The 13248-nt window shown below is 66.6% G+C and carries 13 protein-coding genes; 4 read left to right on the forward strand and 9 right to left on the reverse strand.

Going from position 1 to position 13248, the window contains the following annotated elements:
- Positions 1 to 47: 47 nt before the first annotated feature.
- Entirely contained in the window at positions 48 to 1151 is a 1104-nt protein-coding gene (locus tag F5X71_RS01665) for an esterase-like activity of phytase family protein (protein ID WP_238815679.1), read from the forward strand.
- A 27-nt stretch (positions 1152 to 1178) separates the two neighbouring features.
- Here F5X71_RS01665 and F5X71_RS01670 read toward each other — a convergent pair whose 3' ends face one another.
- A complete protein-coding gene (locus F5X71_RS01670) occupies positions 1179 to 1634 on the reverse strand; it encodes a MarR family winged helix-turn-helix transcriptional regulator (protein WP_203218254.1) in 456 nt (151 codons plus the stop codon).
- Between the two features lie 92 nt (positions 1635 to 1726).
- Here F5X71_RS01670 and F5X71_RS01675 point away from each other — a divergent pair, with 92 nt between their 5' ends.
- Together F5X71_RS01675 and F5X71_RS01680 are read left to right on the forward strand one after the other, a co-directional pair.
- Complete coding sequence (locus tag F5X71_RS01675; RefSeq protein WP_167460342.1) at positions 1727 to 2188, forward strand: SgcJ/EcaC family oxidoreductase; 462 nt, start codon at positions 1727 to 1729, stop codon at positions 2186 to 2188.
- A gap of 466 nt (positions 2189 to 2654) precedes the next feature.
- Positions 2655 to 6212, forward strand: coding sequence for a serine/threonine-protein kinase (locus F5X71_RS01680; protein ID WP_167460343.1), 3558 nt, complete (start codon positions 2655 to 2657; stop codon positions 6210 to 6212).
- A 20-nt stretch (positions 6213 to 6232) separates the two neighbouring features.
- Here F5X71_RS01680 and F5X71_RS01685 read toward each other — a convergent pair whose 3' ends face one another.
- Complete coding sequence (locus tag F5X71_RS01685) at positions 6233 to 7549, reverse strand: class I SAM-dependent methyltransferase (protein ID WP_167460344.1); 1317 nt, start codon at positions 7547 to 7549, stop codon at positions 6233 to 6235.
- Entirely contained in the window at positions 7546 to 8979 is a 1434-nt protein-coding gene (locus F5X71_RS01690; protein WP_167466127.1) for an FAD-binding oxidoreductase, read from the reverse strand. The genes F5X71_RS01685 and F5X71_RS01690 overlap by 4 nt, the downstream gene beginning before the upstream one ends.
- A gap of 217 nt (positions 8980 to 9196) precedes the next feature.
- Between F5X71_RS01690 and F5X71_RS01695 the strand changes: the two genes are divergently transcribed.
- Entirely contained in the window at positions 9197 to 9631 is a 435-nt protein-coding gene (locus F5X71_RS01695; RefSeq protein WP_167460345.1) for an SRPBCC family protein, read from the forward strand.
- Between the two features lie 65 nt (positions 9632 to 9696).
- Here F5X71_RS01695 and F5X71_RS01700 read toward each other — a convergent pair whose 3' ends face one another.
- From F5X71_RS01700 to F5X71_RS01725, 6 genes are all read right to left on the reverse strand, one after another.
- A complete protein-coding gene (locus tag F5X71_RS01700; protein WP_167460346.1) occupies positions 9697 to 10047 on the reverse strand; it encodes a VOC family protein in 351 nt (116 codons plus the stop codon).
- 15 nt (positions 10048 to 10062) lie between these two features.
- A complete protein-coding gene (locus F5X71_RS01705) occupies positions 10063 to 10878 on the reverse strand; it encodes a MerR family transcriptional regulator (RefSeq protein ID WP_167460347.1) in 816 nt (271 codons plus the stop codon).
- Positions 10879 to 11096: 218 nt separating this feature from the next.
- Entirely contained in the window at positions 11097 to 11243 is a 147-nt protein-coding gene (locus tag F5X71_RS01710) for a hypothetical protein (protein ID WP_167460348.1), read from the reverse strand.
- A complete protein-coding gene (locus F5X71_RS01715; protein WP_275106763.1) occupies positions 11227 to 11781 on the reverse strand; it encodes a transposase family protein in 555 nt (184 codons plus the stop codon). The genes F5X71_RS01710 and F5X71_RS01715 overlap by 17 nt, the downstream gene beginning before the upstream one ends.
- 152 nt (positions 11782 to 11933) lie before the next feature.
- Positions 11934 to 12365, reverse strand: coding sequence for a hypothetical protein (locus tag F5X71_RS01720; RefSeq protein WP_167460350.1), 432 nt, complete (start codon positions 12363 to 12365; stop codon positions 11934 to 11936).
- Positions 12366 to 12475: 110 nt separating this feature from the next.
- Positions 12476 to 12967, reverse strand: coding sequence for an SMI1/KNR4 family protein (locus F5X71_RS01725; protein ID WP_167460351.1), 492 nt, complete (start codon positions 12965 to 12967; stop codon positions 12476 to 12478).
- Positions 12968 to 13248: the final 281 nt, after the last annotated feature.

Below are 13248 nucleotides of genomic sequence, written 5' to 3' on the forward strand. Positions count from 1 at the left end.
GTGCGGTGTTCACCCGCCGGTACCGTGCGCTGGCTAGCGTGATGCGGGTGCGACTACGGGTGATGCGTGGGCAGACATTGGTGATCGCGACTCTCGCGATGGCGCTGGGTGCGGCGCCTGCCGCGACGGCGGAACCGGACACGGCCGCCGTGCGGCTGCTCGGCGAGCAGGTCGTGCCGAACGATCTGATCTTCCAGGGCACCGCCGTCGGCGGCCTGTCCGGGATCGACTTCGACTCGCGCACCGGCGATTACGTGCTGATCAGCGACGACCGCTCGGAGCGTGATCCGGCACGGTTCTACACCGCGCGTTTCACGGTCGGCGCCGACGGGCTCGGCCCGGTGACGTTCACCGGCACCCGCCCGCTGTTGACCGCGAACGGCGCGCCCTACGCGCCGAAGTCGTTGGACCCGGAGGAGATTCGGGTCGACCCGTGGACCGGCAACTACGTCTGGACGCAAGAGGGGGAGCGTACGGCCACCGTGCTCGCCGATCCCTCGGTGCGCATCGCCCGCCCCGACGGTTCCTTCGCGGGCGAGCTGCCGATCCCGGACAACGAACGGATGCAACCGAATTCGGGCCCGCGCCAGAACAGCGTGCTGGAGGGGGCGAGCTTCGCCGCCGGTGGCACGCTGTTGGTGACCTCGGTGGAGGCCCCGCTGCTGCAGGACGGCCCGGAGCCGACGACGACCTCGGGCGCGCCCGCCCGGCTCACCGTGCAGGCCAGGACCGGCACGGTGCTCGCCCAGTACGCGTACCCACTGGAGCCGGTGTTCGCCGAGTCCACCCCGGTCCCCGGGCGAGGTGGCAACGGCATCGCGTCGATCCTGGCGGCCGATCCCTATGATCCGTCGCGAATCCTGGTGCTGGAGCGGGCCTATGTGGCCGGCGTCGGCAACAAGATCCGGATCTACGAGGCCGACCTCGGCGGCGCGACCAACGTGCTCGACGCCCCGATCGGCGATGCGCGCCCGGTGACCAAGCGGCTGCTGGTCGACCTGGCCGATGTCGGCCTGTCCGCACTCGACAACGTCGAGGGCATGACCTGGGGCCCGCGCCTGCCGTCCGGGGAACGCACGCTGATCCTGGTCAGCGACAACAACTTCGCGCCCAGCCAGATCACCCAGTTCATCGCGCTCGCCGTCCGCTGAGCTCGGCGGTAGGCGCGAGCGCCTGCCTCAGCTGCTCGGTGGACGCAGCTCCTCGGTGGCCTCGCGGAATGCCGTTGCGGCACGGTCGAAGTAGTCGAAGAGCACCGCGCGCTGTTCGTCGGTGTAGCCGCCGATGATCTCGCCGACCCGGCGGCGGGCGGGCGCGAGGACCTCATCCAATTCCGCAGGCGTGCCGACCAATTCGACGAGCACCTTGCGCCGGTCGCCTGCCACCGGAACGCGGCGTACGTATCCCGCGTCTTCCAGGCGGTCGATGAGCCGGGTCGTCGGGCCGGTGGTCAGGCCGCTGCGGGTGCCGAGTTCGCCCGGCGTCATCGGTCCGGCCAATTCCAGGATGTTCAGCGCGTACAGGTCGGTCGCGCCCAGGTCGACCGCCCGGGCACCGGCCTGCCCGTGCAGCATGACGGCGCTCAGGTAGCGCCGGTAGATCTCGTGCGCCGCCCGCTCGGGGTGTGTTGACACGGGTTACCTCCACCATTAATCTCGTCCTCAAAGAAGAGACTTCTTCAAAGAAGAAAGCTCTCTAGAGAAGAAATCTAGCACGGAGATCACCCATGAGCAGCAGCTACGCCGTGGCACCGCACGCGGAAATCCAGGCTCTCTTCGTAGAACTTGCCCAGGCATGGGGTCGCGGCGACGCCGACGCCTACGGTGCGGCGTTCACCGAGGACGCGACCTACACCGCCTGGTTCGGTACCCTCTACCAGGGCCGCGCGGACATCGTCGAGTCGCACCGAGCCCTGTTCGGCAGCTTCCTGAAGGGCACCGAAATGGCTGTCGACATCGTCGGCATCCGTTGTTACGGAGCCGACTTCGCGATCGTCAACAGCCGGGGTGACCTCTACAAGGGCGGCGCGAAGGCGCCGCGGCGCCTGGGCAAGGCGCAGACCTACACGCTGGTCCGCCAGGACAACCGCTGGCGTGTCGCCGCCTTCCACAACACCAAGCGCAAGAAATTGATGGAGCGCTTTACCTTTCGCTACAGCCCGGCCGCCCGTCCCGCCGCCCGACGCTGACCCGCGGCCCGCGATCTGCTCGACGAACGCCCGCCCGCCTGGAACAACGGTGACGCGGATGCCTACGGGGTGGGGTGACCGGTCGCGGCGACATCTATAAGGCGACGCGTAGGGGTCCGCGCAGAGCCGACCAAAAACTCAGACGTACACACGCTGGCGCGACAGCAGCGTGGTCGGCAGATCGCGGCATTTCACAACACCAAGCGTCAGAATGTAATGGAGCGGATCTTGTTTCTGTCGGCATCGGACGCCAGGCCGGCCACCCAACGCTGACCTGGGCGGAATTATCCGAAGGGTGGTGGTGGAAATCATCTCGATTCGAAACTTCTGCCGACCGGTGCCGGGCCGCGCTACGTTGGAGTATGCGCAGACATATCGGACACCAGGGGTTTTCTCGTGGTGTCCGCGGTCGGCGCGCCAGTTGGTCGCCGGTGACGCCGATTCGATGTGAGTTCGAGGTGGTCACATGAATCCACGGACGCGTTCAGCAGAGGTCGGTCCCGACTCGACCCCTGCCGACTCGGATACCCAGCGGCACCCGCTGCTCGGCATCGCCGACGAGCTGGAGGCGATGGGCCTGTCCGAGGCGAAGGAGATCGGCCGGGGCGGCTTCGGCGTGGTGTACCGCTGTGTCCAGCGGGCGCTCGAACGCGTCGTCGCGGTGAAGGTGCTCTCCTCGGAGATCGAGGTGGAAAGCCGCGAGCGATTCCTGCGCGAGGAACAGGCCATGGGCCGGTTGTCCGGCCACCCGAACATCGTCGACATCCTGCAGGTCGATGTGACGCCGAGCGGTCTGCCGTTCATCGTGATGCCCTACTGCACCCGCGGTTCGCTGGAACAGGTCATCCGCGATCAGGGCCCGCTCACCTGGGCCGATTCGCTGCGCGCCGGGGTGAAACTCGCGGGCGCGATCGAGAGCGCGCACCGGGCCCAGATCCTGCACCGTGACGTGAAACCGGCCAACGTGCTGCTCAGCGGTTACGGCGAACCGCAGCTGACCGACTTCGGGATCGCCCGCATCCCCGGCGGCTTCCAGACCTCCAGCAGCATGATCACGGGCTCGCCCGCGTTCACCGCGCCGGAGGTGCTCAAGGGCGACGATCCGACCATCCGTTCCGACGTCTACGGACTGGGCGCGACGCTGTTCGCGTTGCTGACCGGGCATGCGGCGTTCGAGCGGCAGGCGGGGGAGAAGGTGGTCGCGCAGTTCCTGCGGATCACCACTCAGCCCGTGCCCGATCTGCGGGAGCACGACATTCCCGCCGATGTGGCCGAGGTGATCCAGCACGCGATGGCGACCGATCCCGATGATCGGCCGACGACGGCCTACGACTTCGGGCAGCTGCTGCGGTCGGTGCAGCGCGACCACGACCATATGCCCGACGAGATGGCGTTGCTGGAGACCGTCGCCGCGCCGGAACCGATCGATCGCGACGGGGAGACCTCGTCGTCGCGTCCCGCGGTGACCGCCCGGCGCAGTTGGCCGTTGACGTTGCGGCCCGCGTTGTCCCAGCACACCGGCGGACGGCAGCAGGGCGCGGGGGCGACCCTGCCGCCCACCGCAACGACCAAATTCCGGCCGCCGACCCCGGCCAGGGAACCCGTGGCCCGGCCACGGCTGCTGGACGTGTTGCGGGCCGGTGGCAGGCGCAGGCTTGCGGTGATTCACGCGCCGGCGGGCTTCGGCAAGAGCACGGTGGCGGCGCAGTGGCGCAGCGACCTGACCGAGCGTGGCATCCAGGTCGCCTGGCTCGGGGTCGACCAGGGCGACGACAACGAGATCTGGTTTCTGGCCCATCTGATCCAGGCGATCCGCCGGGTCCGTCCGGATCTGGGCAACGGACTGGACCAGGTACTGGAGGAAAGACCAGCCGACGCGGCCGCTTTCGTGATCTCCACGCTCATCGACGAGATCCATGCCGGCGGCAGCACTCTCGTGGTGGTGGTGGACGACTGGCATCGGGTCACCGACGCGGGCGCGCATCGGGCGATGGACACGTTGCTGGCCAACGGGTGTCACCATCTGCGCTTCGTAGTGACCAGCCGGGAGCAGTCGGGCCTGCCGACCAGCCGGATGCGGGTGCACGACGAGCTGGTCGAGATCGGTTCCGCCGCACTGCGTCTGACCGCCGAGGAGACCAAGGAGATCCTGGTGCGGCGGCACGGGTTCGTGCTCACCGACGGCCAGGTCGCCGAGATCCACCGGGCCACCGACGGCTGGCCCGCCGCCATTCAGCTGGTCAGCCTGTCGCTGCGCGGCAAGACCGACCCGGCGCAGCTGCTCGCGCAGTTGTCCGAGGGCAATCACGGCATTCGCGAGTACCTCGCCGAAAACGTCCTGGACACACTGGAACCCAGGATGCTCGACTTCCTGATGTCGATCGCGGTGACCGAGCGGGTGTGCGCCTCGCTGGCCGCGGCGCTGTCCGACGACGCCGATGCCGGACAACTGCTGGAGCAGGCCGAGCAGCGGGAGCTGTTCGTGCGCCGGATCGAGCACGACCCGGAATGGTTCCGGATGCAGCCGTTGTTCGCCGAGCATCTGCGGGCCCGATTGGAACGCGCGCAGCCGGGGAAGTCGAAATCCCTGCACCGCAAGGCCTCTCGCTGGTACGCCGAGCATCAGCTGCTGCGCAAGTCGGTGGATCACGCGCTCGCGGCCACCGATCTCAAGATGGCGCTCGACCTGCTCGAGGTCGGCGGCATGGACCTGATCGACCGCTCCCGCCTGGCGACGCTGCTCGGCACGGTCTCGAAACTGCCGATGCAGCAGGTGGCTTCGCGGTCCAAGCTGTTGATGGCGGTGGCGCGGGCGAATGTGAACCTGCAGCAGTCCGGCGCGGCGCGCACCGCGCTGGGACGACTGTCGAATCTGCTCGCGCGCGGCGGGTCCACCGATGAGGACCTCACGCAGCAGCGCTGCCAGGCCGCCGTGCTCGGCGCCGCGGATCAGATCGCGAGGGACCGCACCGAGGGGGTGCTCGATCGGGTCGCGGACTGCCTGCAGACCCCGGAGAACCTGCCCGCCTGGACGGTGTCGACCGCGGCGAATCTGACCTCGTTCGTGCGGTTGTGCGAGTTCGACTTCGACGGCGCGCGGGAGATCCAGGACTGGGCCGCGCCCTACCACGCGCGGTCCAAGGATCCGCTCGGCGCCGTGTTCGGGATGTGCGGGCGCGGCGCGGCCGCCTACGAGCAGCTCGACATCGCCACCGCGACACAGTGTTTCCAGCAGGCGTGGGAGCTGGCCAAGACCCGCTCCGGCCCGCGCTCGCACGCGGTGCGGGTCGCGGCGGCGCTGCTCGGCGAAGTGAACTATCGCCGTGGCGATCTGGACGCCGCCGACCGGCTGCTCGACGAGAGCCATCAGCTGGTCGCCCGGGTCGGCCCGGTGGACTTTCTCATCGCGACCTTCGTGATCGGTGCGCGGGTCAAAGCGGTGCGTGGCGATCTGTTCACGGCCGCGGCCCGGCTCGACGAGGGCGAGCGCATCGCCGCCGACAACCGGCTGACCCGGCTCGGTGCGCATATCCGCGCCGAGCGCATGCGGCTCGGTCTCGGGCCGGAGCGCGACGACGGTTCGTCCGCGCAAGCTCCGGTGGGCGCGCTGCATCCGGGGCATCGGATGACCGGTGCCGCCGTGCTCGCGGCCGAGGCCGAGGAGATCGCGGCCATCCGCACGCTGCTGGCCGAGGGCAGCCTGGGCTCGGACGATCGTGCGGTACGCCGAGCGCGCGCCCTGCACGCCCGCATGGCCGACAAGCACCGCCCCCGTGCGGAATTGGACGCCTCGCTGCTGCTCGCCGAATGCCTGGCCGCGTCCGGCTGGGTCGGCGAGGCGACCGGCCTGCTGCTGCCCGCGGCCGCGACCTGCGCCGAACTGGGTTGGACCAGGCCGCTGCTCGACGCGGGCCCCGGCGTCGTCGCCATCCTCGGGGTGCTACGCGCCGAAATGCCCTCCGCCGCGGCGCATACCGGAGACATAGAACTGCCCGCCCTGTTCCTGGACGAACTCCTGGACTAGAGCGGGCAGTTTCGCGTGTCCTAGGCCTGCCACCAGGGGCGCAGCGGAACCGTCCAGGTGCCGTCCTCGGGCAGCTTGACCCCGAGCACCTGGTGCAGCTGAACCACGTTGCGCTGGAAGCCGAGTCGGCAGCCTGCCATGTACAGGCCCCACACCTTCGCGGTGCCCTCGCCGACCTCGGCGACGCAGGCGTCCCAGTTGCGTACCAGGTTCTTGCACCATTCGTGCAGGGTGAGCGCGTAGTGCTCGCGCAGGTTCTCCTCGTGCAGCACCTCGAGCCCGACGTTCTGGATCTCGGAGATGATCCGGCCGGAGCCGATCAGCTCGCCGTCCGGGAACACGTAGCGGTCGATGAAGTCGCCCGCCTTGGTGGTCCTGGTGTTGTCCGGCCGGGTGATGCAGTGGTTCAGGAACAGGCCGCCGTCGCGCAGCTTGCTCTGGATGTAGTCGAAGTAGAACGGGTAGTTGTGCACGCCGATGTGCTCGGTGAGGCCGATCGAGGACACCGCGTCGAAGCCGGATTCCGGGATGTCGCGGTAGTCGGAGTGGCGCACCTCGGCCAGCTCGGACAGGCCTTCCTCGGCGATCTTCGCCTGGGCCCATTCGGCCTGCTCGGCCGAGAGCGTCGCACCGATCACCTTGACGCCGCGCTTGGCCGCGTAGCGCACCATGCCGCCCCAGCCGCAGCCGATGTCGAGCAGCCGGTCGCCTTCCTTCAGCCGCAGCTTCTCGAAGACCAGGCGGTACTTGTTCTCCTGCGCCTGCTCGAGGGTCTGTTCCTCGTTGTCGTAACACGCACAGGTGTAGGTCATCGAGGGGCCGAGCACGTACTCGTAGAAGGCGTTCGAGACGTCGTAGTGGTGGTGGATGGCCTCGGCGTCGCGAGTCTTGGAGTGCCGCAGGCCTTCCAGCGCGATTCGCCGCCAGCGCGGCAGCGTCTCCTGCGGTGGCGGCGCGATCGGCTTGAGCCGCTCCCAGCCGAGCGAGCGGGCGATGGCGAGCAGGGCCAGCGCGGACGGACGCCGGAACTTCAGGCTGTCCATCGCCTCGAGGATGTCGTACGGGTCACCGGGATGTACGCCCTCGGCGGTCATGTCGCCCGCGATGTAGGCGCGGGCCATGCCGAGATCGCCGGGCGCGGTCGCCAGGTAGTTGATGCCGCGCGGTGTCTTGATGTCGAGTTGGTACTTCGAGTCCGCAGGCCCCGCCGTGCTGCCGTCGTAGGCGGTCAGCCGGATCGGAACCTCGCCCTCGACCAGCGTCTCGAAGATCTCGGCAATGCTGAGTTTGGTCCCGAGATCGGCTAAGACGTCAGAACGGTCCTTGAATGTCGTCATTTGCGTTGCACCGCCTTCGAATACAAATCCAGCAGCCGCTGGTCCGGGTCGTAGCGCTTCTTCAGTTCTGTGTAGGTATTGCCGCCGTACAGCGCCGCGAACTCATCTTTGTCGTAATAGGAATCCGAGTACAGCGACTTATGTCCGTCGAAGTCGGTCACGGTGCGCTCGATCGCCCGGTTGGCCGCGCCCTCCGGCGCGCCGGGCACCGTGGGCACGGCCGACCAGAATCCGACATTGACGTAGGTCCGGTTCGGCTCCAGCGGGTACAGGGGCCAGGTGCGCTCGGTGCTGCCCGAGGTGTCGCCGGTGTCGCGCAGGCGCAGCGGGCACAACCAGATCGGCTCGATCGGGATCTCGCGCAGGAACCATTCCACGAAGTCGGCGGTGCGTTCCACCGGTACCTCGATGTCCTGGACCACCCGCTCGCGCGGCGGGTTGCCCTTGCGGGCCTCCAGCTTGTCGGCGATGTCGTACTTGTGGTCGAGCGCGATGAGCTTCCAGTAGAAGCTGCTGCGCCGATAGCGTTTCGGCCAGAACCGGCGGATTCGCGGGTTCTGCGTGCCGAAGGCGCGCGAGCACCAGAACCAGTCGGTGTCCCAGCGCCAGAGGTAGTCGTGGATGGTCAGCCGGTCGCGCTTGGGGACAGCGTCGTCGTGCTGGATGGACCGGTAGTAGATGTCCATGTCGGTGTAGTCGCTGACCGGGCCGGGTTCGTCGGTCTGCCTGCCCAGGGTCAGATAGCTCTCCTCGGCGGTGAACACGACCCCGTCGAGATAGTCCACCCGCTCACCGGCGTAGGACTTCTCGGTGACGATGTCGGCCAGCGTGCGCTCCAGCTCGCGCAGGTCGTGAAAACGCAGGTGGCGCAGGGCCACGAAGGGCTGCACGGTCTCCAGCTCGATCTTCAGCCGGACCGAATAGCCGAGCGTGCCGTAGGAGTTGGGGAAGCCGCGGAACAGCTCGGCGTGCTCGTTGTCCGGCGTGGCGGTGATGATCTCGCCCGCACCGGTCAGGATGTCCATCTCCAGCACGGACTCGTGCGGCAGGCCGTTGCGGAACGAGGTGGACTCGATGCCCAGGCCGGTCACCGCGCCGCCCAGGGTGATCGTCTTGAGCTGCGGCACCACGAACGGCGCGAGGCCGTAGGGCAGGGTCGCCGCGACGAGGTCCTCGTAGGTGGTCATCCCCGCCACGTCGGCCGTCTTCGCGACCGGATCGACGGCGATGACACCGGCGAGACCCGAGACATCGAGGCCGGGCGCGGGGTTCTTGGCTCTGGCCCGGAAGAGATTGGAGGTTTTCTTCGCTAAACGGACATTTGCGTTCCGGGGAATAGCGCGGTAACTCGCCAGGAGTCGTTCGACTCCGGCGCGGTGCGCGGTAAACCCGGATTCGCGTGCGACCGGCACGCGTCCGGCCTTGCCCATCAGACTCACTGCCACCCCTCGACGCTAGTACTCACCTCATTGTCAGACCACCGCGAGGGCGGGGTCTCGGGAGAAATGTCACGCATATGTTGCGAACCGGAATATTCGACCCGGGTAGAGAAGTTCGCCACACGGCTGTACCGGTATACGGCGTGGCGGCCACTACAGGGCAGGATGGTGACCGGTCGAGTTACCGTACCCGGACAAGGAGCTCATTGTGGGACAGGTCAGCGCCAGCAGTTCGATCGCCGTTGCGGCGGACCCGCAGCGCACCCTCGAAGCCATCGCGGACTACGAGACGGTGCGGCCGCGCATTCTGTCCTCGCACTACCGCGATTACAAGGTGGTCGAGGGCGGCAAAGGCGCGGGCACCGTCGCCGAGTGGACGCTGCAGGCGACCGAGAAGCGTTCGCGCAACGTGCACGCCGTCGTGACGGTGTCCGATTCGATTGTCACCGAGCGTGATTCGAACTCCACCCTGGTCACCACCTGGACGGTGACCCCGGACGGCGCGGGCTCGCAGGTCACCCAGCGCACCACCTGGCAGGGCGCGGGCGGGATCAAGGGCATCTTCGAGGGGATCTTCGCGCCGTTGGGCTTGAAGAAGATTCAGGCCGAGGTGCTGGGCAACCTGCAGAAGGAACTCGCCTGACCTAGTCGTACACACCAACGGAGCCCGGCAACCCCTCAGGTGCCGGGCTCCGCTGTCGTTCGGGGCTACTGGACGCCGATATCGAAGAGGTTGCCTTCGGGATCGGCCAGCGTGCTCCACTGCTGGCCGTACTCGTCGAAGTCGCCGATGTGCTTGGCGCCGAGTCCGATCGCGCGTTCGACCTGCCCTGACTTGTCCGCGGTGAGCAGATCCAGGTGGATGACGTTCTTGCCCGGCGTCTTGTCCGGCACCCGGAGGAACATCAGCATCGGCGAGCGGCCCGCCGCGCGGCCGACGGTGGCGAACTCGGCCGAGGCGTCCGCGTCGACCGGCACTTCCAGCAGTTCGGACCAGAAGCCCGCGAGGGCCGCGGCGTCGGTGCAGTCGATGGTGACGCTCGCTAGCGACAGTGTCATGGGGTTCTCACTTTCTCAGAGCAGGCCGATCGGCCAGCAGACCTCGGTGCGGTAGGTGTTCGGGTCGTCGGTGCTTTCCGGGCAGATCAGGTAGCGCTCGCGGATCGGCTCGGCCAGCGACTCGTCGTGTTCGGCGACGTGGCTGCCGAGCGCGCCGTAGGTGCGGTCGAAGTCGTCGAACGGCCCGTCGTGGCGGGCGACGGCGAAGCGCCGTGCGGGTAGTTCGATGCGGGAGACCCCCTCGGGCAGCGCGATCTCGGTGCCCACCGGGATGGGGACGAAGGCGACCACCGCACCGATGTCGTTCTCGAAGAACTCCATCGAATAGGTCGCACCGTCGACGCCGTCCGGCGCGACCCCGGCCGCCGCAAGCGTGCGGTGCAGCAAGGTGAACGACGCCTCGCACCACGGGCCGATCCCCGCCCTGGTGACCACCTCGGCGACCGCGAGCGCCGGGAACGCGGGTATCGCTCGGTATTCGACCGCCGGCGCAGCGGTGGGCGTCAGCAGCGCGCGCAGCGACGCCACCACGTCCCGAGTCCGGGCCAGTTCGGCTTCCATCCGCTCGAGATGCGCGCGCAGCGCGGCGTTGCGGGTGTCCTCGTCGACGGCGTCGAGCACCGCCTTGATCTCGGGCAACGGCATATCGAGCTGGCGTAGCCTGCGAATCAGATGAGCCTGCGGCACCTGCTCGATCGAATAGCGCCGATACCCGGAGCCTGCGTCGATCGAGACCGGCGCCAACAACTCGATGTCGTGGTAGTACCGCAGCGTCTTCACGGTCAGGTACGTCAGCCGGGCGAACTCCCCGATCGACACGGTCGCTGTCATGTCCCCAGCGAACACCCTCCCGTAACTGTAATGTCAACACATTCAGCTGCCAAGGCGTGTTGTGGCTGGTCAGTGCTCGTTAGGACAGCGCTGATCCAATACCGGACCCAGCTGCGGGCTTCGTAGCTCGTGCGCTGATCGCGTGGTCGTCTGTCTCTCGCGGATAAGTTGGGCCCCAGAACCCCCACCAGGGTTGAGCCAGGGCTGCGGCATTCTCGTTAGGCGGTCAGTGACCAGCGGTTTTCCGGGGTCAACGGGTGCAGGCCCCGCATCGGGTCGAACGCGGTCTCGCGACACGCTTCGGCGATATCGACCGCGTCATCGAGCCGATGGAGGTTCAGGGCGGTGTTACGAATGGCTGCCATGACCTGCGGCGTGCCGCCGGTGCGGACCGCGGAGAAGTCGTCGTGGGGCAACCAAGCGGACTGCGGCCGCGCCCATGCGTTTGGCCAGTCGTAGCGTCTTCCCGTCGACGGCGACCGCGACCGCGACCAACGAGGTTGCGGCGGTAGCGAGCGCGGCGACAGTGAAGTAGGCGCCCAGGCACCGGTCGAGGTCGGCGGGGTCGAGCAGGGCGAACCCACGCCGGAATGTCTTGTCCCTGGGCCGGTATCGCTTGGCGAGGCCGAGCGCGGCCAGGACTTCCGGTGAGGCGTTGCGGGCCCAGCTGGCGTAGCCGGTGAAGCCGCGCATACCGGCGGCGGTGGCCAGGATCGCCATGGCCGGCAGCATGGCCATCGGGTAGCGCAGGCCGCGAGGATCGCGGGGATCGGGGACTGTCCGAAGAACGTTCAGCAATCCGCTGTCTAAGGTCGCTGCGGGCAAGGGGGTTTCGGTGACATGCCGGTCTAGGGTGTCGGGGATCAGGGATGTCGGCGATACTGTGCCGGCGGGCGCGGGCACTCCGGGAACGATTCTGGTGTAGGAACCCTCATCGATATCTGAAAGTGCCTGTGCCCGCTCACATTCGGATCGGCGTGTCGCTTGTGTGCTGTCACCACAGGTCAGCTGCGGTCAGACGAGAACGCCGTAGCCCTGAGGGTTGAGCGTTCGCATTATTGGTTCAAGGGACGTATCGCACACACACGCCAGCGATCTGTATTCTTCAAGCCAAAGAGTACGGGTCGACCTTTTTTGTCGGGATCTTTGTCGTCCCCGAGGTATCGAATGTAGGCAACCAGCGTTACGCCGCGATCGGTGAGATCAGTTGTTTCAGTTCCCCAGAACAGCGCGAGTCCTCGCCTGTCGACATCGTTCTTCGCTTGTTCAGCGAACTCTCGGGGAGACTGCTGAGCGAATTCATCATGCAGGCCATCGCAACTGAAATTCAGCACGTCCGACTGGTCGCCCCTTTCGTACGCATCGAGTAGGGCGACAATCACTGATTGCGCCTTGGTTGCGAAATCGTCATCAGCTGTCGAGACCTCTTGCTGAGGGAATTGCTCGGCATCATTGGTGCTACGGTGCGTGAGTCGTATGGTCGTCAAGCAAACGATCAACAGTATGACGGCGGTCGAGACTGCTCCGATCCAGAAGACTGCCCGATTCCGTTTTCTACCATTCCGAGGGGTCGGTGCCGACCCCGCAGCCTCGGCGCTCATGTCAGCATCGCCACTTCGCGATCGAGGAACTCATGCAGATCGACGTATGTCCTGGTATTTCCGGACATGTATTGAAAGATCGTCAGCACGGGGCTCTCGCCGTTTGCATACCCGCCCGCTGCGACGATGTTGTATGAGTACGGTGAATTGAACAGGGGAATCATGTGATTGCGTAGCGGATATTCCGTTGATGCGGATGGCTTGATATCGTAGCGATCGGGGTCGCTCATACTCTTGTCTCCGAACATGCCTATGGACTCTTCGAGTTCGTGCCGCGCGGACAGCCAATGCTCATCATTGGTCCCGATCACTTCGGTTCCGAACAGTGTTTCACTTTTGTTGAATAGCTCCCATCCGTTCACGGCGTGGAGCAGTTCAACGTACTGCTTGGGAAGGTGGAATCCCAATCTTTCCTCAGCTGCATCGATATCGGCTGCGGTAGCGCCTGGGTTCGGCTGCGTTTCGCTGTGCTGGCGAAAAAAATTCACGTATTCGGACCATGTGGTGCAGACGATGCCAATCTCCTCCAGGGGTAAGGACTAGCTTTCCCGAAGCCGCTAGAGCGACGGCGAGGGCGTCGAAGATGCGATAGCTAATAGGTGGCGAATATGTGCTGATGAGCGTGGACGGCTGCGCCGGTCTGGCTGATTTTCCCTGTTCGCGCCTCAATGCCATGCCAGAACCCCCCGGAATGCACAGCTAATGCACGCTGTGCAGTAAGCAATATATGAGGTCATAGTGCACTAATGGCAACAGATTGGCAACCGGG

The sequence above is a fragment of the Nocardia brasiliensis genome, assembly GCF_011801125.1.
Taxonomy (GTDB): Bacteria; Actinomycetota; Actinomycetes; order Mycobacteriales; family Mycobacteriaceae; genus Nocardia; species Nocardia brasiliensis_C.